Genomic DNA, 21,346 nt, shown 5'->3' on the forward strand with positions numbered 1-21,346 from the left:
AAACAAAACAATTATGAACATTAAAAAATTTAAAGCACTGCTTTTTATACTATTGCCCTTGTTAGGCTATTCGCAAAATAACCCATTAGAATTATGGTATAATAAACCAGCTTCTCAATGGGAAGAAACATTGCCGTTAGGAAACGGACGTTTAGGAATTATGCCGGACGGCGGAGTGACAACCGAAAAATTGGTTTTGAATGAAATTACCTTATGGAGCGGAGGTCCGCAAGATGCCAACAATTACAAAGCATATTCTTTTTTGCCACAAATAAGACAACTGCTATTGGAGAATAAAAATAAGGAAGCCCAAAAACTAATCGACCAGCATTTTATCTGTACAGGAGCAGGTTCCGGAAGCGGAAACGGAGCTGATGTACCCTTTGGAGCGTATCAGGTTTTGGGAGATATGACATTAAAGTTTGATTATAAAACCCAGTCAAAACCGGTTAATTACAGCAGAAATCTGGATATTCAAACCGCAGTTGCCGGAACTCAATTTACAATTGACGGCGTGACGTATAAGCGTGAATATTTTACAGGATTTGGCGACGATGCAGGTTTTATCAAATTGACTTCTAGTAAAAAAGGAAAACTAAATTTCACTATTCAGTTAGATCGACCAGAGCTTTTTAAAACCGTAAATGGTTCTGATAATTCGCTTGTTATGACAGGTCAGCTTAACAACGGAACTGACGGAAAAGGAATGAAATATAAAGCAAAAGTAAAAACTCAGCAAGTAGATGGAAATGCTTTATATACCAATAATAAAATTGAAATAAAAAATGCTACAGAAGTTGTGATTTTTATTTCTGCAGGAACAGATTATAAAGATAAAAACTTCGAAATTACTACAGATAAAGTTTTGGATGCAGCGATGCAAACGAAATATCAGGATCAGAAGAAAAAACACGTTGAAAACTACCAAAAATTATTCAATCGTTTGACTTTAAATTTCGGAAAAAGCGCAAAGAAAACATTACCAACCAATGAGCGCCTGGATACTTTTGTAAAAGAACCAGATGCAGATACAGCGCTTCCAATTTTGTTTTATCAATACGGACGTTATTTAAGTATCAGCAGCACCAGACTAGGATTGTTGCCTCCAAACTTGCAGGGATTATGGGCGAAAGATGTACAAACGCCATGGAATTCAGATTATCATTTAGATGTAAATGTTCAGATGAATCACTGGGCTTTAGAAACCGCAAACTTATCTGAATTGAATCTTCCATTAAAAGATTTGACTAAAGATCTTGTACCAAATGGAGAAAAAACAGCCAAAGCTTATTACAATGCTGATGGTTGGGTTGCACACGTTATTACTAATGTTTGGGGCTTTACAGAACCGGGAGAAAGTGCTTCATGGGGAATCACAAAATCAGGTTCAGGCTGGTTATGTAACAATTTATGGAGCCATTATTTGTATACCAATGATCAGGCTTATTTGGCTGAAATTTATCCTATTTTGAAAGGAGCAGCACAATTTTATAAAAATATGTTAGTGAAAGATCCTGAAACGGGCTGGTTGGTAACATCGCCATCAGTATCGCCGGAAAATTCATTTTTATTGCCAAATGGTGATGCGTCGCACGTTTGTATGGGACCTACAATAGACAATCAAATTATTCGCGAATTGTTTAATAACGTGATAATCGCCTCTAAAAAACTTGGTTTAGATAATGATTTGAGTATTGAATTAGACAAACAATTAAAATTATTACCGCCTCCGGGAGTTATTAGCCCTGACGGAAGAATCATGGAATGGTTGAAAGATTATAAAGAAGAAGATCCTCAACACCGTCATATTTCTCATTTGTATGGTTTATACCCAGGATCTTTGATTACTCCTGAAAACAAACCAGAATTGGTTGACGCAATTAAAAAAACGCTTGAAGTAAGAGGAGATGACGGAACAAGCTGGTCTATAGCATATAAAATGCTGTTTTGGGCTCGTTTAAAAGATGGAAACAGAGCTTATAAATTATTTAAAACAATCCTTAGACAAACGCGTGATACCAATATTAATTATGGTCCTGGTGGTGGTGTTTATGCCAATTTACTTTCTGCAGGGCCGCCATTTCAAATTGATGGAAACTTTGGTGCATCTGCCGGAATTGGTGAAATGTTAATTCAGAGTCACGCCGGATTTATAGAATTATTGCCTGCAATGCCGGATGCCTGGTTAAACGAAGGAGAAGTAAAAGGACTTAAAGCCGAAGGAAACTTTACCATAAACATCAAATGGGAAAAAGGCAAAGTAACAAAGTATGAAGTTTTATCTCCTGTACCAACAAAGGTAAAAGTGAAAGTAAACGGAGAAATGAAAGAGATTACATCTTCTAAATTATAATTTGTAGAATTTAATTAGACCTGACAGTCCCGAAGCCTCGGGACTGTTAGGTCTACTATATTGAATAGACTCCAGCTTTAGCTGGAGGTAATAGAAAATCATCTCAAATATGGCTTTAGCCGAAATCTTAAAGTATTTTGGCTAAAGCCATTATTATATTCAATTCTTAAAATCTCCAGCTAAAGCTGGAGCCTATTCAATAAAAGAATGAAATCATGTTTTATTAATTTAATTCTAAACAATGAATTTTACTAAAATAATACTCTTTGGAACACTATTAAGTTCAATAGTTTTGGGAGCACAAACCAAAGAAAAAATAACCTCGCACGTAAACCCTTTTATAGGTACGGGAGCAGCTCACGGTTCGCCGCTTTCGGGGAATAATTATCCCGGAGCGACAGTTCCGTTTGGGATGGTGCAATTAAGTCCTGACACGAGAAATACTCCCGATTGGAGCGTTGCCAGTGGTTACAATTATAACGACAGCACTATTGCAGGTTTCAGTCACACTCATTTAAGCGGAACCGGTGTAGCCGAATTATTCGATGTTATGTTGATGCCATTTAGCGGTGCAATAGTCAAGGAAGAAGCCGGACAAAATGCGTATCAGTCTAAATTTTCTCATGAAAAAGAATCCGCTAAACCCGGTTATTACAGCGTAGAATTGTTAGATTATCAAATAAAAGCAGAATTGACGGCAACTACACATGCCGGTTTTCATAAATACAGTTTTCCTAAAAATAAAGAAGCGCATATCGTGATCGATTTAGATCATTCGATGAAAAAATCAGATTGGAATACACGTATTATTGCTTCACAACTTTCGTTTCCTAATGATCATACTATCGAAGGTTATCGCGTTATCACGGGCTGGGCGCCAATGCGAAAAGTGTTTTTTCACGCTGAATTTTCGCAGCCTATAATCCGTAATCATGTTACAGATGGCGGAAATATTTATGACAATGCTAAAATAGTCAACGGAAATGCAATAAGAGCGATTTTAGATTTTGATACCTCAAAACATCAAGAAGTTTTGGTAAAAGTAGGAATCTCAGCAACCAGTATCGAAAACGCACGTTTGAATGTTAAGACTGAAATTCCTAATTGGGATTTTAAAGCAACCGTAAATGCTGCCGATGCTGTTTGGGAAAAAGAACTCAGCAAAATAAAAATTGACGGAACAGAAGAACAAAAGCAGATTTTCTATACCGCTTTGTATCATACTTTTATACAGCCGAATACTTTGTCAGATCTTAGCGGAGATTATCCTTCAGCTGATTTTACGACCAGAAATTCATCAAAACCTTATTATTCAACATTTTCTTTGTGGGATACATACCGTGGTGCACATCCTTTGTATACTATTTTGCAGCCGGAACGTTCGGTTGATTTTCTAAATAGCATGTTGGCGTATTACAAAGTCTTTGGTTATTTACCCATCTGGCAATTGTGGGGACAAGAAAATTACTGTATGATAGGCAATCACGCCATTCCGGTTGTGGTTGATGCTGTTCTTAAAAATCTATCAGGAATTGATGCCGAAGCAGCGTTCGAAGCCGTAAAGAATTCGTCAACACGTGAACATCCGGGATCACCATTTAGTCTTTGGGAAAAGTATGGTTACATTCCTGAGAATCTAAAATCTCAGTCGGTTTCATTGACTTTAGAAATGGCTTATGATGATTGGTGTGTAGCCGAATTAGCGAAAAAACTCGGTAAAACAGACGATTACAATCATTTTACAAAACGTTCTCAATTTTACAGAAACCTATACGACAAACAAATAGGTTTTTTTAGAGCCAAAGACGACAAAGGCAATTGGATCGTGCCTTTCGATCCGCTAAAATATGGTGCAAACGGTGGATATCCGTTTACAGAAGGCAATGGATGGCAATACTTTTGGTACGTTCCACAAGATGTAAAAGGACTTGTAGGTTTAGTAGGCGGCGATAATGCTTTCACTAAAAAACTAGATACTTTTTTCACTTTAGAAGACAAACCTGAAGAAGTAAATGACAACGCTTCCGGTTTTATTGGTCAATATGCGCATGGAAATGAACCAAGTCATCATATCGCTTATTTGTACAATTACGCAGGACAACCCTGGAAAACACAGCAATACGTGTCAGAAATTCTGACGAAAATGTACAATACCACTTCATCCGGTTATTCCGGAAATGATGATTGTGGAGAACTTTCGGCCTGGTATATTTTTAGCGCAATGGGTTTTTATCCTGTTAATCCGGCAAGCAGTACGTATGTCATTGGATCACCGTCTCTTAAAGAAGCTTCTATCGAATTGAATGACGGAAAGATTTTTAAAGTGATAGCAAAGAATGTTTCTGATAAAAATATTTATATCCAAAGCGCCAAACTGAATGGTAAAAACTACACCAAGACTTTTATCCATCAAAAAGATATCGATGCTGGCGGAACTTTAGAATTTGTTATGGGATCAAAACCTAATAAAAAATGGGGAACTAAATTAGAGGATAGACCGATTAAATAGATTTATATTTTACGGAAATAGCCCACAGATGATGTGGGTTGAACGGGTCTTCGCAGATTTTAATTTTGTTATTTGTGCGTATTCTTGTCATCCTGACGAAGGAAGGATCACACTATCCCGAAGCTTCGGGACGCAATCTGAATCACCAATCTTTGTAGAGCTACGTGTGAGATCCTTCCTACCTCAGGATGACAAGATTGTGGAAACCTTTGTCAAAGTTCTAAACTTCCAAGATTAGAAGAAAAGATTCTTATGAAAATGATTGCCCTAGCCCCGATAGAAGAGGAAATCCTTTTGTGGCGGTGTTCGCCACAAAAGATTGGAACGAATAGCGGGATTAGCTCCTAAAAAAATATTGCAGAAGTAAGCATGACAAGATTGTGCAAACCTTTGTCAAAGTTCTAAACTTTGACAAAGGCTCTCCTTAAAAGTTATTCTGCGCAATTTTGTCATCTCGACGAAGGAGAGATCACACGAGAAGCTCCACAAGGAAAAGACATAACCTTTGCCGATCTACGAGTGTGATCCTTCGTGCCTCAGGATGACAAGATTGCGAGTATTTAATATGAGCGTAACATAAAAAAAATCCGTTTTATATCCGCGTTTTCGCGAAGCGAATCCGTGTCATCCGGGTGCCATATTCAATGCTCAGAAAAAACAAAAAAGGTTTGATGAAATTAATCATCAAACCTTTTTTTATTCCCAAAGACCCGACAGCTTTTTAAGGCCTTTCGGGTCTAACTGTTTAAATACCTATACTAACTTAAACAGAAACGGATTCTTCATTTTTCAATAAAGACAAATGTATGGTAACGCCTGAATGGCTTTTTTCTTCAGAAAGAACTGTTTTGAAAGTCTCTTCAGCTTCGGCTTTTTTATCCAAACCTAAAAGCCCTAAACCTTGCATGTACAAACAGTGAATTCTATTACGTTTATCTAAATCATCTTCCCAAATCATAAGATCGGGTAATGAAACCGCGAAATAGTCAATCGTAACATGATCGTTCAGGTGCTTTTGCGCATAGGCAACAAGTTTTTCGAAACGTTTATTGGCTTCAGAAATATCATTTAATTTTAAGAAAGCAAGACCCTGATAGAAAATTTTATCCGGTTGCTGATCGTTATAGAAAATCGCAGCCGTAGGTTCTTCTAGTCCCTGAGTGGCTTTTTTCCACCAGTTATTGGCTTCTTCCTGATTGTTCTTTTTATCGAAAGCAACGCCTAACCAATAATGAATATCATTTTCCTGAGCGCCCGGTAATTTCCCTTCGCCAAGATTATCAGGATAAGTTTGCGCTTGTTCTAAAAGTTTTATGGCCTGATCATAATTGCCTTCAGAGATTTGTTGTTTTGCAATTTCGGTTAAACTTGTAAGATATTGGCCGCTTACTTTTCCTTCGCCGCCTTCCCACGGATGGAAAATTCGGTTTTGTAATAGGGTTAAAGCCTTGTCGTGTTTCCCTAAAAGGTTGTACAAAGCCACTCTTTCTAAGTAAACATCGTCGCGCTGAATCACTAACTCTAAATGTTTCTCTAAGAAAGCCAATCTGAAAACCAGATCTCTGTTCAAACGTTTGTACAATTGATCCAACTCCATTAAAATTCTTGAATCATCTAAATCTAATGAAAATGCTTTCTCTAAACTGGTAAGTGCTTTTTCTTCATTTTCTAATTTATTGTAATAGGCCAGAGCCAAATTACGATGTACAGTTGGGAAAGTATCGTCTATAGCAACTGATTGTTCCCAACAAGAAATGGCATCATCATAATATTTAGAAGCGTACCAAAAGTTTCCTAAATAATACAAAGCTTTTGCATCATTGTTTTGTTTCGCGATCACATTTTGAAGTACCAATGCGGCTTCAACCTGATTTGGGAAACAATAATCCGGTTTTGCGTGAGACGCCATTTTAAAGCACTTTTCGGCTTGACCGAAATCATTTAATTTTTCATAGAAAGAACCTGCAAAATACCACGCCAATGGATATGTTTCTTCGTCTTTTAATCCTTCATTCAATAAATTTGCGGCTTCCTGATACAAACCTGCAGCAGCATAATCTAATGCATATTCTATATACGTATGAATGTTGTTTCTGATTAATGAATTAAAATACGCAAGATCTTTTTTGTCATTGCTTAAAAGGTATTTCTCGAAAAGTAATCCAAAATTGAAACAATCATTTTCAAGATAATCATTTGCTAATTGTAGCGCTTTTTCCTGCTGTCCTAATTTTCTAAGGAAAGCTACTTGCAAATGCAAGGCTTTATGATCTTCGGTATTTTTAGAAATTGCTTTTTTGATGTGTGTTAAAGCCAATTCATAATCGCCATTTAATGCGTCAAGTTGCGCTACATAAAAGTAACCTTGATTTTGCCATGCCGCATTCCACGTTGCTTTATAGAAAGCATCATAAGCCTCTTTGTTTTTATCTTGATATTTAAGACATAAACCTAAATTGAAATAAGGTTCTCCATCATAAGGATTCGGGTTTCTTTGCGTCAAAGTTTTGATAGCCGCTCTAAAATAAGGTTCAGCTTCTGTAAATTTTGCTCTTCGCATTAACCATAATCCCATCGCATTATTCGAACGAACATCGCCGGCATCACGTTTTATAGCTTCTTTGTAATACGGAATCGGGCTATAAGTTGCGTGTCTGTATTGCTCTAAATGCTGTGCTGTAAGGAACAATTGCTCATTACTTTCGATAGCTTCCGGAGCAAGAGCAGGTTTTGCTGCTTCTGGAATTTCATCTTCATTTTGTGCTTCATATGCCCAATCTACCAGAATTTTACCATCGGCATCCGTTACTGAAATCGACAAACTTTCTAAAGAAGCATTTTGATCAAAATCAATTGTTTCTTCGAATGAATTGTATGGTGAAGCATCGTATTGTTTTTGTAATAAAACAGTATCATTGCTTTTTAAAGTTACTGTTGTATTCGGGTAAACGCCTGTTGTATACGCTTTAATTACTAATTTATTATCGATACTTTCAATATTGACCATCGCATTTTTAGTCGCATTTTTCACGATGCCTAAATCGCGATACGGCATAAAATACTGCGTAAAATCTTTTTGTTCACCCGGCATAATCCACGTAAAATCTGGCTGATTATCCGTGTAAACGCCACACATTAATTCAATATATGGGCCATCTTCATCGGTAAGGTTACGATCCCACGCACGGCCAAAATCGCCATGTCCCCAAGTCCATTGTTTTTTACCGGGAGAAACATGGTGGTTGGCTACGTGCAATAACCCGCCTTTTGAATCATTTTCGTATCCGCCCACAAAATTATATTTAGACGCAATCGCCATATAAGAGGTGGGAACCGGAATATTTTTATAACGCGAAATATCAGTTCCCGGTGAATAATCTACTTTGTAATAGGTTCCTTTTGCAATCGGGAAAGACGAAACATCACGTTTACCGTGGTCAAAAACAGCATTTACATCCGGTGGAAAAACCGATTGATAATCGTCATTTACTTTAACCGCAGGATTTGCCCACCATAAAAAGGTTTGTGGGAAAGATGTTCTGTTGTACAATTGCGCTTTGATTTCTAAATATGCTTTGTCAGGATACAATCTAAATCCCGCCATACCTTTGGTTCTAAACATACGCTCAACTTCGCTGCACCAAACGGTTGCGCTTCCATCTTCATGTTCTTCGATCGTAAAATCTACCGGATCAAAAGTCGTTGGTCTGTGGTGTTGTGGCCAGTTAAACTCAATTCCTCCAGAAATCCAAGGACCTGTAAGCCCTACTAATGCCGGTTTTACAACTTGATTATAGTATACAAAATGACGTTCTTTGGTTTTATCGTATGCCATATGCACACGTCCGCCAAGTTCAGGCAAGATCATTATTTTAACAAACTCATTTTCAAGATAAACGGCTTGATATTCTTTGTCGACTTTTTCGTCTGCGATTTTTTCAATAACCGGATAAGGATATACAGATCCGTTACTTCCCTGATAAACTCTTTTTTCAATGAATACAGGATTTTTTTCAGGTTTGCCCACCTCATAGGTTGGTAGGATTATTTTTTCCTTCCAAACATTTACTTTTTGCATGATGTAATGAAATTTAAATTATTGAATATTCTTTGATTTTTTATCAGAAACCATCAGTTCCTCAATCTCTTCAAGACTTTTGTTTTTGGTTTCAGGAAGTTTTTTGAATACAAACAGAAATCCTAAAGCACAGATAACTCCGTAGATCCAGAAAGTTCCGGATGTGCCTAAATATTCGTTGAAAATGGGGAATGTTTGTACCAAAAGTGCAGAGGCAATCCAGAGTGCAAATGTCGCTACAGACATCGCAACACCTCTGATTCGGTTAGGGAAAATTTCAGATAAAATAACCCAGGTAATAGGAGCAAGGGACATGGCATAAATAGCGATCGCTAATAATACCAGTAATAATAATGGGAATCCGGTAACATTGGTATAATAAAAATACCCCAATAAAGCATAGATTACAGCAAGTGCGCCAGAACCAAAAAGCATTAGTTTTTTACGTCCAATTTTGTCTACAGTTCCCATCGCAACCAATGTAAACACAAGGTTGATACTTCCTGTAATTACAATGTTCATGAACAAATCGTTGATACTATAACCCGCTGAAACGAAGATTTCCTGAGCGTAATTAAAGATGATATTGATACCACACCATTGCTGAAAAGCGGCTAATACAATCCCGATTGTTAGAATTGGTAATGCTTTTTTATCCAGTAACATTCTGAAATCGGTTTTCTCGCTTTCGTCGGTAAACGTTTCTTTTATTTTTACCGTAGCTTCTTTGGCGTAGGCCAAACCTCCAATTTTAGTAAGCGTATTTTCGGCTGTATCGTAATTTCCTTTTTTAGCAAGGTATCTTGGGCTTTCAGGAATTAAAAACATTAATATAAAAAATAGAACTGCCGGGAAAAATCCAGCCCAAAACATCCATCTCCAGCCCGTTTGTCCGTTCCATGAAGCCAGAATTTCAACGTGTGTATATCCTGCCGGAATAACTTCGGTAATTAGCATATTGGTAATTTGTGCGGCAAGAATACCTATAACTACAGTAAGCTGGTTGATTGATACAAAAAGTCCGCGGGTTTCTTGCGGAGCGATTTCTGCAATATATAAGGGTGAAATTGTCGACGCAATTCCAATTCCGATTCCGCCAATAATACGCCAGATAATAAATACCGTAAAAGTTTCTGAGGCTCCGGTTCCAAGAGCCGATAAGGAGAATAATATGGCGGCAACGATCAACATAGGACGTCTTCCGTAAGTATCTGCCAGTTTTCCGGCAACGGCTGCTCCCGCAACACAGCCTACAAGTGCACTACTCATTGCCCAGCCCTGAAGCGCAGGAGAATTAGAAATGCCAAAATAAATTTCGTAAAATGGTTTTGCACCACCTATTACAACCCAGTCGTATCCAAAGAGTAAACCACCCAATGCTGCGACAAGGCTAATTGATAGTAAAAAGGTATAATTATAATTTTTCATAAAAAGGTTTTAATAGCTTTTGTAAAATTAGCAGAACAGGAACCTTTGATTTATGGATATTTTTTTTGAATAGATGGATTATAATACGATTTTTTTGCACTTCTGGCTAAAATACGAAAACAATTGCGTTACTGCTTGTATTCCGTACGATATTGTATGGGTGAAGTACTCATTATTTTTTTGAATAAACGCGAAAAATACAACGGATCATTAAACCCCAATGCAAAGCTTATTTCTTTAATACTCATAGTGGTAAAGCTGAGATATTGACAGGCTTTTTGCATTTTTAAGTAATTGAAATAATGTATAGGAGAGTAGCCCGTTTGTTTCTTAAACAAGGTAAAAAAGTGCGAAGACGAGTAATTAAAGTAAGCCGCGACATCATTGATTTTTAGAGCCAAATCCAGATGTTTTTTCATATAATCAATTGCGGACTCAATAGTATTATCCTCTGAAAATTGCCTGTTTTTTTTGATGAAAAACCGCTCATATAAAAAAGCATTCAGTAATTGCCATAACGAGAGATTGGCATATTCAAGATTACTGGCACTATAACCATCTTCCATAACATCGAGTATGTTTTCAAAAAGTTCAATACGTCTTTCTTCAAGCGATAATTGAGGCGCTGTGTCCGGAAATTCGCTGATGAACTTTTCGTAGAAATGTGGCGCTTGCGGTCCGGTAAAATGAATCCAGTAAATACTCCACGGATTTTGTTTTAGTGCATAATAATCATGCGCCACTTCAGGAGGTATTATATAAAAGGTATTCGCTTTGAGCGTTATGGTTTTGTTTTCTTTACTAATGATACCTTCACCTTTATAACAATAAATAAGAATGTATTGTTTGCTGCCATGTTTTCGTTTCATCGAGTGGTGGCTTGCATTGGGGAAAACACCAATATCTGTAAAATACAAACTGGCAATAAGTGCATTTTTTTTAATGCTCGAAAGTATGTTTTTAGGAATCACGATCATACGTTGGCCTAAAAAACCTTCTTTAACTTTTATTTTTTCCTTTTGTGGTGAATTCTTCATTTTTGCGGATATTATTTTTCAAATATCGTAATTTAATCCATGTTTTTAAAAAAAATGTCCATTTTGATGACAATAATCAAAACTACATTTGAAACATTCGAATAACAATGATGTTTTCAATCCTTTTTTTAAAACAATATGAATCCTATTAATAATATTGTATGCGAACCTTTTGGCGTATGCGATGGCAAAGAAATCTTTAACTTTCGACTCACCAATGTTCACGGAAACTATGTTGAACTCCTTAATTATGGAGCAATAGTAAAATCCATAGTGGTGCCGGATAAAAATGGAATTAAAGAAAATGTAGTCTTAGGATTTCCTACTCTTGAAGGCTATCTAAAAGACAAATCTTATATAGGAGCAACGGTTGGGCGTTTTGCCAACAGAATCAATAATGCTCAATTTTCGATCGAAAATAAAACCTATTATCTCGATAAAAACGACGGAAAAAACAATAATCACAGTGGCTCAGCAGGATTTAACAATAAGGTTTTTGATTTTGCGATAAAGGATGATTCAGTAGTTTTTATTCTCGAAAGCAACAGTGGAGAAGGCGGTTTCCCCGGAAACTTAAAAACAAAAGTGATATATAGCTGGACGGATAAAAACGAACTCAAAATTAAATATTTGGCTTTAGCCGATGAACCAACGCCGCTCAATTTTACCAATCATTCTTATTTTAATTTATCGGCCTGTAAAGAAAAAATACAGCATCATATTCTAAAAATTGAAGCAGATAAAATAATTGAAAGTACGGCAGATTATATCCCAACAGGGAAAATTTTACCCGCAGAAAACTATGCTTTTCAAAACTATAAATTAGGAGATGTGATGAAAAATAGTGGACTCAACACGTATTATATTTTTAATGATAATAAAATACGTCCCGATTTTTCATGCGAATTATTCGAAGAAAAATCAGGTAGAAAGCTATTGGTTAAAACCACTTATCCCGGCGTACAATTGTATACAGGAGATTATCTTAACAGTACTGTTTTGGGCGAACATGGCAAGTTTTACGAACCTTTCGACGGGCTTTGTTTAGAATGCCAATATTATCCGGACAGTCCGAATCACGCTCATTTCCCGAATACAATTTTCGAAGCCGGACAAGTTTATAATGAAACGATTATCTATGCTTTTGATGTTGTGATTTCTGAAAATTAATCTATAGTAATGCATTGGATGCAATTAAAAAAAAATATTAAACACATAGAAACATAGATTTTATGTTTAAGAAAGATTATAAAAAAAGAAACACATTTCTTCACACATAGCTATGTGTATTAATGCTAAATGAAATGCCTTTTTATGCGCAAAATAAATCTATGTTTCTATGTGTTAAAATAATTGCGCTAAAACTGTTAAAGCAGTAAAAATGAACTATCACCTCTAAATTATATACAATGAAAAAAATGCTTATTCATCGATCCTTAAGTTTGCTGATACCCGCAATGTTTTTTGTGCAGCTAACCACTAAAGCACAAAACGATGGACTTTCTCTAAAGTCTAAAGATAATCTCAACAAAATCGAGTTGTCTTTGGCTAAAGACGGAAGCTTATCTTATGAAGTAACACGTCGTGACAAAAAGATACTTTTAAATTCTCCTCTGGGTTTGACTTTCACCAACAATGATTTTACCTCTGGTTTATCGGTTGTAAAAGTTTCACCTGTCGAAGAAAAGGTAGAAAAATACGAGCTTAAAGTGGCGAATAATAAAATTGCCAATCATGTTTTTAAAAGTAAAAGCATCACGTTTAAAAATGGGCAAGGCGCTTTAATGACAATAGATTTAATTGCCGGAGAAGAAGGAGTTGCTTTTAGATACAGATTTGCCGAAAAAGAAAATCAAACCAGAGTTCTTAAAAATGAAAGTACAGGATTCCATATTGATCAAAATGCCAAAGGATGGCTTCAGCCGTACAATAAAGCTGGAGATTATACGCCTGGTTATGAAGATTTTTATATTAATGTAAAACCTGGAGACCCAATAAATGGTGCAAGAGGTGAATCTGTGGGTTGGTGTATGCCGGCACTTTTTAATGTAAACGATGCTAAAAGTTGGGTTCTGATTGCAGAATCTGCAACTGACGGTTCGTTTCCGGGATGCCATTTGCAACCCGATTCTAAAGGCGGAATTTACAATATAGCTTTCGCTAAAAAAGACGAAAAATTTACGTTGCCTTTGCCAGATAAAGAAGCTTATCCGGAATCAAATTTGCCTTGGACAATGCCTTGGAGAGTAATTATGATTGGAGATAAAGCAGGAGATATTTTATTATCGACTATGATTACAGATTTGGCTCCAGCGTCAAAAATCGAAGATACTTCGTGGATTATATCCGGAAAAGCTGCCTGGTCCTGGTGGTCACATCCTGAGGATTTTACGCCAGAAATGTACAATAAATTTACTGATGTTTCGGCTTCGTTTGGCTTTAGATACACGCTTTTTGATGCCGGATGGGAAAAAGCCAATAAAGAAGGAAAAATTATCGATTACGCTTTAGCAAAAGGAGTTCAACCGTTAGTTTGGGGATATTCAGCAGAATATTTCGATGCAGATAAAAGAAAGAAAAGGTTCAAAGAACTGGCTGATATGGGCGTAAAAGGAGTTAAAATAGATTTTTGGTGCTCAGATCGTCAGGAAGTTATGGGAACTTTACAATCGGTTTTTGAAGATGCCGCGAAACAACATTTATTAGTAAACTTACACGGAACAACGGTACCAAGAGGATGGCACAGAACATGGCCTAATTTTGTAACCGCAGAAGCAATTCTAGGAACCGAAAGCTATTTTTACGAGCCAAGATTTCCGGAAATGGCAGCGGAACAAAACACTGTATTGCCTTTTACCAGAAACGTAGCCGGACCTTCTGATTATACACCGTTTGCATTAACTTTTAGAAAATACACTCGTCTAAATACAGGAACACATGAGTTAGCGATGGCGATGATTTATACATCAGGAATTATTCATTTTGCCGATTCAGAAGAGGTTTTTAATTCATTACCAAATGAATTGAAAAATCTGCTAAAAGAAATGCCGGCAACCTGGGATAAAACCGAATGCATCATTGCGGAACCTGGAAAGGCCGTTGTACTATCGCGTAAAAAAGACAACCTTTCGTATATCGTAGGAATCAACGGAACAAACAAAGCAAAACCGGTTTCAATCGATCTTAAAAAATACGGAAAAGGCTATTCAAAATTCAGAATTATCTCTGAAGGCAAAGACCCTTTAATGGATTTTAAAGTAGAAACTCATCCGATAACTTCAAAATGGCAATATAACTTAGCTCCAAAAGGAGGATTTATTATTGAGTTTATAAAGTAATTTTTTAAACCATATAAGTGATATAAGTTCATATTATAGCTTTACACATAGTTAAGCTTAAATTACTTATATCACTTATATGGTTTTCTTTTTTATTTTTAAAGATTACTATACAGTAATTGTATCGTATGAAAATCTGAAGATCCGTCGAAATATTTGTCTAATACTTCATTAAATACAGGTTCAGTATTCTGAACACTGGCAAACAAAGTCATACACGATTGTAGTTTTTCATTGTCCGGATTTCCAAATATATCTTCTGCCGTTTTTTCATCAGTTTTGATCAGTTCGGCACTGATTTCTATCAAATGTTTTCCTAAAATCGGATGTTCCAGAAAAGCGATTGCTTCATCTGCATTTTTAATTTCGTAGAATTTAGATGTATCACACGATCCCAATCCTTTTATCTGCGGAAAAATAAACCACATCCACGGAGATTCTTTTCTTCCTTTTTTAATTTCCGAAAGCGCAGACAAGTATAATTTGTTTTGCGCGTCTAAAAAGCGAACCAATCCTTTATTATTGTAAGCCATTATTTACTGATTTTATTTGGGGCAATCAGGTCGTAAAACTACTGAAAATAAATATAGTTAAGTATTCTGAAAGTTTTTTTTACATTCCTTTTTTTCTATATATTAAGCGGGAAATTATCTGTAGTATTTATCGGAAATTTTATTGATTTAATTCTTTTTAGCTTTTTTATTTCACTCAGATTTTAAAATGATTGAAGCAGATTTTTAAAATCATTTAGATCCTTTAATCTGTGGCTAAATAAACTTGGCGTTTTTTTGATCATTTTCGATTGCTAATGGTAAAGCCAAGTCTTTTTTTCAGGAGCTAATCCCGCTATTCGTTCCAATCTTTTGTGCCGAACACCGGCACAAAAGGATTTCCTCTTCTATCGGGGCTAGGACAATCATTGTCGTTTATTTTGTCATTTCGACGAAGGAGAAATCACACAAGAAACTCCGCAATCATAATCGCCAATCTTTATCGAATTGCGAGTGTGATTTCTCCTTCGTCGAAATGACAAGATTGTGCTTTGCAATCTTTATGGTTAAAAAATTCACAATATTATTCCTGTTAACAATCCTCTTTTTTGTTATAAAACTCAATAATCTTTAGTCTTCCCGTTATAATATTTCTATTTTTACTAGTACACTACATTATCGACTTAGATAATAATTGAATTTTTGATTTGACATTAGTTTCAAAAAATGTCAATTTCTGTTAACGGGCGTTCTGCTCAATAAAAAAAATAAATTATGAAAATAGGATTAATCGGATTTGGAAAGACTGGAAAATCGGTAGCATCAATACTACTTGAAAACAAGAAATTTTGCCTGGAATGGGTTTTAAGACAAAGTACTGTTTTAGAACACAGATCAGTTCCGGAGTTTTTTGGAATTCAGTCAGAAGAACCCGGATTGATCTATTCAAGTTCTAAAACCACTATGGAGGAATTATTAGACAAACATCCTGTAGATGTCATTATCGATTTTTCGTCTAACGAAGGCATTTACACTTATGGCGAACTTGCCGCAAGCCGCAATATTAAAATTATCTCAGCAATCTCTCATTATAAGGATAAAGAATTACAATTATTAAAAAAACTGGCACATAAAACCACCGTTTTCTGGTCGCCTAATATTACACTTGGTGTTAATTATTTACTTTTTGCGGCGAAATTTTTAAAGAAAATCGCTCCGTGGGTTGATATCGAAGTCAACGAAGAACATTTTAAAATGAAACAAGGAACGTCAGGAACCGCGGTTAAAATTGCAGAAGCTTTAGACATTGATAAAGAAAATATCAATTCGGTTAGGGCAGGAGGAATCGTTGGGAAACATGAAGTAATCTTTGGTTTTCCATATCAAACCGTTCGGTTGATTCACGAATCGATTTCGAGAGAAGCCTTTGGAAACGGAGTTGTTTTTGTTGCCGAAAATTTAGAACACAAACAAAAAGGATTATACAATTTTGAAGATATTTTGTCGCCTTATTTTACGGTTTAGTTTACTGCAAATTGCTTTGCCACAAAGGCACTAAGGCAGAATTTTTTTAGGTAAAACGTTAAAAAAATCTTTCAATCCCGATAGCTATCAAGAGCTTAGACGCAAAGTTGTTTCTTTTTTAAGTTTAAAACTTTGCATCTCTGTGACTTTGCGCAAAATTCTTGTTACTACATAAAAAACTTCAGTATTCAAACCCGACAGTTCCCTAAAACTTGTCGGGTTTTTTGTATGCGAAAATTTAAAATAAAAAATAATTGATAAAAATATATTTGATATATCAAATAAATAATTACATTTGATATATCAAATACATTGTAGAGCGAATTTATCCTATAGCAGAAAATATCGCTTTCTACAAATAACTTTAAACTATAAAACTTCATAAAATGAGAAGACTATTAGCCTTATTATTGCTAACATTTTCAATTGGTTCGTATTCGCAAAACGCGTCAAACGTAAAAGAAAATCTTACTGAATTAAGTAAAAAACAAATTATTGATTCGCTAACCCAAAAACTTGAAGAGTTTTATATACGACCAAATGCTGTTGGAGATATTAAAAAGAAACTGAATGAGAATTATAAAAAAGGGCTTTATAAAGACATTGTAAAACCAAATGAATTTGGGAGTAAATTAAGTGCAGATCTTATAGAAGTTAGTAAAGACTTGCATTTTTCAGTACGATATGATCCGGAATGGACAGAAAATCAGCTTAAAAAAGAAGATAAAGAAGTACTGAAAAAAATTAAAGCAGAAGAATTGGCCGAAGCAAAAAAGAAAAATTTCGGTTTTCAGCAAGTACGAATTTTAGAGGGAAATGTAGGTTATCTAAAATTTGATTATTTTGAAGATCCTGCAATTGGTAGCGAAACGGCTGCATCGGCTATGCAATTTTTAAGCACTACTGATGCGCTGATTATCGACTTACGCCAAAATAATGGCGGAGCTATGGAAATGGGACAATTTCTAAGCAGTTATTTTTATTCCGGTAAAGAATTGCCTCTTTACAAATATTATTATAATGAGAAAAACAGAAAAAAAGTAGAACGCGAAATGTGGTTATTGCCATCTGTTCCCGGCAAACGTCTGGAAGATATTGATATTTATATTCTAACCAGTTCCGTTACTTTTTCTGCAGCTGAATGGATGAGTTATTCGCTTCAAAATTTAAAACGTGTTACAATTGTAGGCGAGAAAACGGCGGGAGGAGCACACCCAATTGATCGAAAAGTATTACCAGATGGTTTTTCTGTAAATATTCCTTTTGGAGAAGTAAAGGACCCAATTACAAACCTTGATTTTGAAGGAAAAGGGGTTATGCCCGATGTTTTATGCAAAAATGAGGAAGCTGTAAATACCTCTCATATCCTTGCTTTACAAAAACTATCAGCCAAAAATAAAGAGGTGACTAACAACCTCAATTGGTACATTCCAATCATTAAAAACAGACAAAAAGCAGCTAATATTGACAGCACGGTTTTAAAATCGTATCAGGGAAAATACGGTAAATCAGAGCTGAAGCTTGAAAATGATAATTTATATTATAAATGGAATAATTTATTCACTTTGTTATTGACTCCTCTCGAGCAAGATTTATTTCTGGTGGATGGAATAGATGATTTCCGTATAAAAGTTATTTCTGAAAACAATTTGGTAACGGGAATTAAGAGAGTGTATCAGGACGGAGAGGAGAAGTTTTATAAAAAAGAGTAAGTTTTTTTTAGAATTTAATCTCGCAAAGTCGCAGAGACGCAAAGCTTAAAATTTAAAAACAAAAAACTTTGCGTCTCTGCGACTTTGCGAGATTCTTTTTTCTATAATATCACTTCCTAAAAATCAAAGCCTTAGTATATTCCGCATTCATTTTGGCGATTGAAAGAATCGAAATTCCTTGCGGGCATTCGATTTCGCAGGCTCTGGTATCAGAACAATTTCCAAAACCTTCCTGATCCATTTGCTGAACCATGTTTAAAACCCTTTTTGACGCTTCTATTTTTCCTTGCGGAAGCAAAGCCAGATGCGTTATTTTAGCACCAACAAACAAAGCTGCACTTGCGTTTTTACAAGTGGCCACGCAAGCGCCACAACCAATACAAGCGGCGGCATCAAAAGCGGCTTCGGCGGTTTCGTATGAGATCGGGATAGTATTGGCTTCAGGCGCCTGACCTGTAGCAGTGCCAATAAAACCTCCGGATTCAATAATAGCATCAAAAGCAGACCTATCGATTTTTAAATCTCGTAGCACCGGAAAAGCTTTGGCTCGAAAAGGCTCGATATAAATGGTATCTCCATCTTTAAAACTTCGCATATGAAGCTGGCAAGTTGTTGTATTTTTTAAAGGTCCGTGTGCTCTTCCGTCAATCATAACGCCGCATTGTCCGCAAATTCCTTCTCTGCAATCGTGATCAAATTCGATGACGCGTTCTTTTTTCTGAATTAAAGATTCGTTCAAAAGATCGAGCATTTCCAGAAAAGACATATGTTCAGAAACTTCGTCGATTTCGTAATTTACCATTTCTCCTTTCGCGGAAGCGTTAAGTTGTCGCCATATTTTAAGATATAGTTTCATAGTTAATTATGAATTATAAATTGTTAATTATGAATTGTCTGTAAGTTGTGAAATTGAGATTTATGGATTGTTAATTAATAATTTATAATTAACAATTAATAATTATTTATAACTTCTAACTGCCAATTCAACCGATTCGAATACGAGAGGCTCTTTGTGTAATTCCGGCCGATGTCCTTTTCCTTTCCATTCCCAGGCCGAAACATAACAGAAATCTTCGTCGTTTCGAACTGCTTCGCCATCTGGCGTCTGGTATTCTTCACGGAAGTGTGCTCCGCAGGATTCTTCTCTTTGTAAAGCATCGTAACACATTAATTCTGCCAATTCTATATAATCAGAGATGCGTCCGGCTTTTTCAAGTTCGCTGTTCAAAGTATCGTCTCCTGTAATTAATAAGTCTTTTTCGAAAGAAGCTTTTAAGGCTTTAATTTCTTCGATGGCTTCTTCGAGTTTTTCTTTACTTCTCGAAAGACCGCATTTTTCGTATAATAATCGGCCTATTTTTTTATGAAAATAATCTGTAGAAAGCGTTCCTTTACTATTCAGAAATCGATCTAATTGTGCTCTGACTGATTTTTCGGCTTCATCAAATGCAGGATGATTTGTATTTAATTTTGGAGCGTTTAATTCTCCTGCCAAATAATTAGGGATGGTATATGGTGCAATAAAATAACCGTCGACACAAGCCTGTAGTAATGAATTTGCACCTAATCGGTTTGCGCCATGATCGGCAAAATTAGCTTCGCCCAACGCAAATAAACCAGGAATTGTAGTCATTAATTCATAATCGACCCAAAGACCGCCCATCGTAAAATGTGCCGAAGGTGAAATAAGCATCGGTTCTTTGTAAGCATTGATTCCGGTAATCTTCTCGTACATAGCAAAAAGGTTACTGTATTTGGCTTCGATCGTATCTTTTCCCTGCGCTTTTATGGCAGCGGAAAAATCGAGATAGATCGCATTTTTCATTGGTCCAACGCCATGTCCTGCATCGATTTGTTCTTTTGCGGCTCTTGATGAAATATCTCTTGGAGCCAGATTTCCAAAAGAAGGATATTTACGTTCCAGATAATAATCTCGTTCATCTTCTGGAATTGTATTGGGATTTCGATCGTCCTGGGCTTTTTTAGGTACCCAGATTCGGCCGTCATTTCGAAGCGATTCCGACATTAACGTAAGTTTAGATTGATTGGCTCCGTGTTGCGGAAGGGAAGTAGGGTGAAACTGAATCCAGCTCACGCCCGCCATATAAGCGCCTTTTTTATGCGCTCTCCAAATAGCAGAGCTATTGCAGCCCATTGCCAATGTCGAAAGATAATAGACTTTGCCATAACCTCCGGAAGCCAAAACTACAGCATCTGCAACATGACGTTCCAGTTCTCCGGTTTCCAGATTTCTGGCGATAATACCTTTTGCTTTTCCGTCAATGACTACCAATTCGAGCATTTCGTGACGGGTATGCAACGCGACTTTTCCTAAAGAAACCTGACGTAATAAACCCTGATAAGCTCCTAATAAAAGTTGCTGTCCGGTTTGTCCGCGAGCGTAGAAAGTTCTCGAAACCTGAACACCTCCAAAAGATCTGTTATTAAGATATCCCGCATATTCTCTTGCAAACGGAACGCCTTGCGCCACAGCATGATCGATTAAAGCTGCTGAACATTCAGCAAGACGGTAAACATTGGCTTCACGAGATCTGAAATCGCCACCTTTTATGGTATCGTAAAACATTCTATAGGTGCTGTCGCCATCATTTTTGTAGTTTTTGGCCGCATTTACACCACCTTGTGCTGCAACAGAATGTGCTCTTCGGGCAGAATCCTGAAAACAAAATGACTGAATGTTATAACCTTGTTCTGCTAATGATGCCGCACAAGAAGCACCTGCAAGACCAGTTCCTACCACTATAATGTTGAGTTTTTTTCTGTTGGCCGGATTTACAAGTTTAGCTTTGGCTTTATAAGTATTCCATTTTTCTGCTAAAGGGCCTTCAGGTATTTTTGAGTCTATCATTTTTATT

General features: G+C 36.3%; 12 protein-coding genes. 6 read left to right on the forward strand and 6 right to left on the reverse strand.

Features of this window, described 5'->3' with window-relative positions:
- The first annotated feature begins 13 nt into the window (after positions 1 to 13).
- Together L0669_RS14750 and L0669_RS14755 are read left to right on the forward strand one after the other, a co-directional pair.
- Entirely contained in the window at positions 14 to 2,353 is a 2,340-nt protein-coding gene (locus L0669_RS14750) for a glycoside hydrolase family 95 protein (RefSeq protein ID WP_263758503.1), read from the forward strand.
- 241 nt (positions 2,354 to 2,594) lie between these two features.
- Entirely contained in the window at positions 2,595 to 4,862 is a 2,268-nt protein-coding gene (locus L0669_RS14755; protein WP_263758504.1) for a GH92 family glycosyl hydrolase, read from the forward strand.
- Between the two features lie 763 nt (positions 4,863 to 5,625).
- On the opposite strand, the gene L0669_RS14760 is transcribed toward L0669_RS14755, so the two are convergent.
- The 3 genes from L0669_RS14760 to L0669_RS14770 form a co-directional block, all read right to left on the reverse strand.
- On the reverse strand, positions 5,626 to 8,940 hold the full coding sequence (locus tag L0669_RS14760) for a tetratricopeptide repeat protein (protein ID WP_263758506.1): 3,315 nt from the start codon (positions 8,938 to 8,940) through the stop codon (positions 5,626 to 5,628).
- Positions 8,941 to 8,958: 18 nt separating this feature from the next.
- A complete protein-coding gene (locus L0669_RS14765; RefSeq protein ID WP_173969709.1) occupies positions 8,959 to 10,368 on the reverse strand; it encodes a sugar porter family MFS transporter in 1,410 nt (469 codons plus the stop codon).
- A gap of 128 nt (positions 10,369 to 10,496) precedes the next feature.
- On the reverse strand, positions 10,497 to 11,405 hold the full coding sequence (locus L0669_RS14770; RefSeq protein ID WP_263758508.1) for an AraC family transcriptional regulator: 909 nt from the start codon (positions 11,403 to 11,405) through the stop codon (positions 10,497 to 10,499).
- A 138-nt stretch (positions 11,406 to 11,543) separates the two neighbouring features.
- Between L0669_RS14770 and L0669_RS14775 the strand changes: the two genes are divergently transcribed.
- Positions 11,544 to 12,575 (forward strand): aldose epimerase family protein, encoded by a 1,032-nt coding sequence (locus L0669_RS14775; RefSeq protein ID WP_263758509.1) that lies wholly within the window; start codon positions 11,544 to 11,546, stop codon positions 12,573 to 12,575.
- A 239-nt stretch (positions 12,576 to 12,814) separates the two neighbouring features.
- Entirely contained in the window at positions 12,815 to 14,743 is a 1,929-nt protein-coding gene (locus tag L0669_RS14780) for a glycoside hydrolase family 97 protein (protein ID WP_263758511.1), read from the forward strand.
- A gap of 98 nt (positions 14,744 to 14,841) precedes the next feature.
- Here the strand turns inward: L0669_RS14780 and L0669_RS14785 are convergent, their stop codons facing one another.
- Positions 14,842 to 15,276 (reverse strand): DUF1810 domain-containing protein, encoded by a 435-nt coding sequence (locus L0669_RS14785; RefSeq protein ID WP_263758512.1) that lies wholly within the window; start codon positions 15,274 to 15,276, stop codon positions 14,842 to 14,844.
- Between the two features lie 732 nt (positions 15,277 to 16,008).
- Here L0669_RS14785 and L0669_RS14790 point away from each other — a divergent pair.
- Both L0669_RS14790 and L0669_RS14795 read left to right on the forward strand, forming a co-directional pair.
- Positions 16,009 to 16,758 (forward strand): 4-hydroxy-tetrahydrodipicolinate reductase, encoded by a 750-nt coding sequence (locus tag L0669_RS14790; RefSeq protein WP_263758513.1) that lies wholly within the window; start codon positions 16,009 to 16,011, stop codon positions 16,756 to 16,758.
- 386 nt (positions 16,759 to 17,144) lie between these two features.
- Entirely contained in the window at positions 17,145 to 18,470 is a 1,326-nt protein-coding gene (locus L0669_RS14795; RefSeq protein ID WP_263758514.1) for a S41 family peptidase, read from the forward strand.
- A gap of 109 nt (positions 18,471 to 18,579) precedes the next feature.
- Here L0669_RS14795 and L0669_RS14800 read toward each other — a convergent pair whose 3' ends face one another.
- Both L0669_RS14800 and L0669_RS14805 read right to left on the reverse strand, forming a co-directional pair.
- A complete protein-coding gene (locus tag L0669_RS14800; RefSeq protein WP_263758515.1) occupies positions 18,580 to 19,326 on the reverse strand; it encodes a succinate dehydrogenase/fumarate reductase iron-sulfur subunit in 747 nt (248 codons plus the stop codon).
- Between the two features lie 102 nt (positions 19,327 to 19,428).
- Positions 19,429 to 21,339 carry a fumarate reductase/succinate dehydrogenase flavoprotein subunit gene (locus L0669_RS14805; RefSeq protein WP_263758516.1) on the reverse strand — a complete coding sequence of 637 codons (1,911 nt, stop codon included), beginning with the start codon at positions 21,337 to 21,339 and terminating at the stop codon, positions 19,429 to 19,431.
- Between the last annotated feature and the right edge of the window lie 7 nt (positions 21,340 to 21,346).

The organism is Flavobacterium bizetiae, from assembly GCF_024271895.1.
Lineage (GTDB): Bacteria > Bacteroidota > Bacteroidia > Flavobacteriales > Flavobacteriaceae > Flavobacterium > Flavobacterium bizetiae.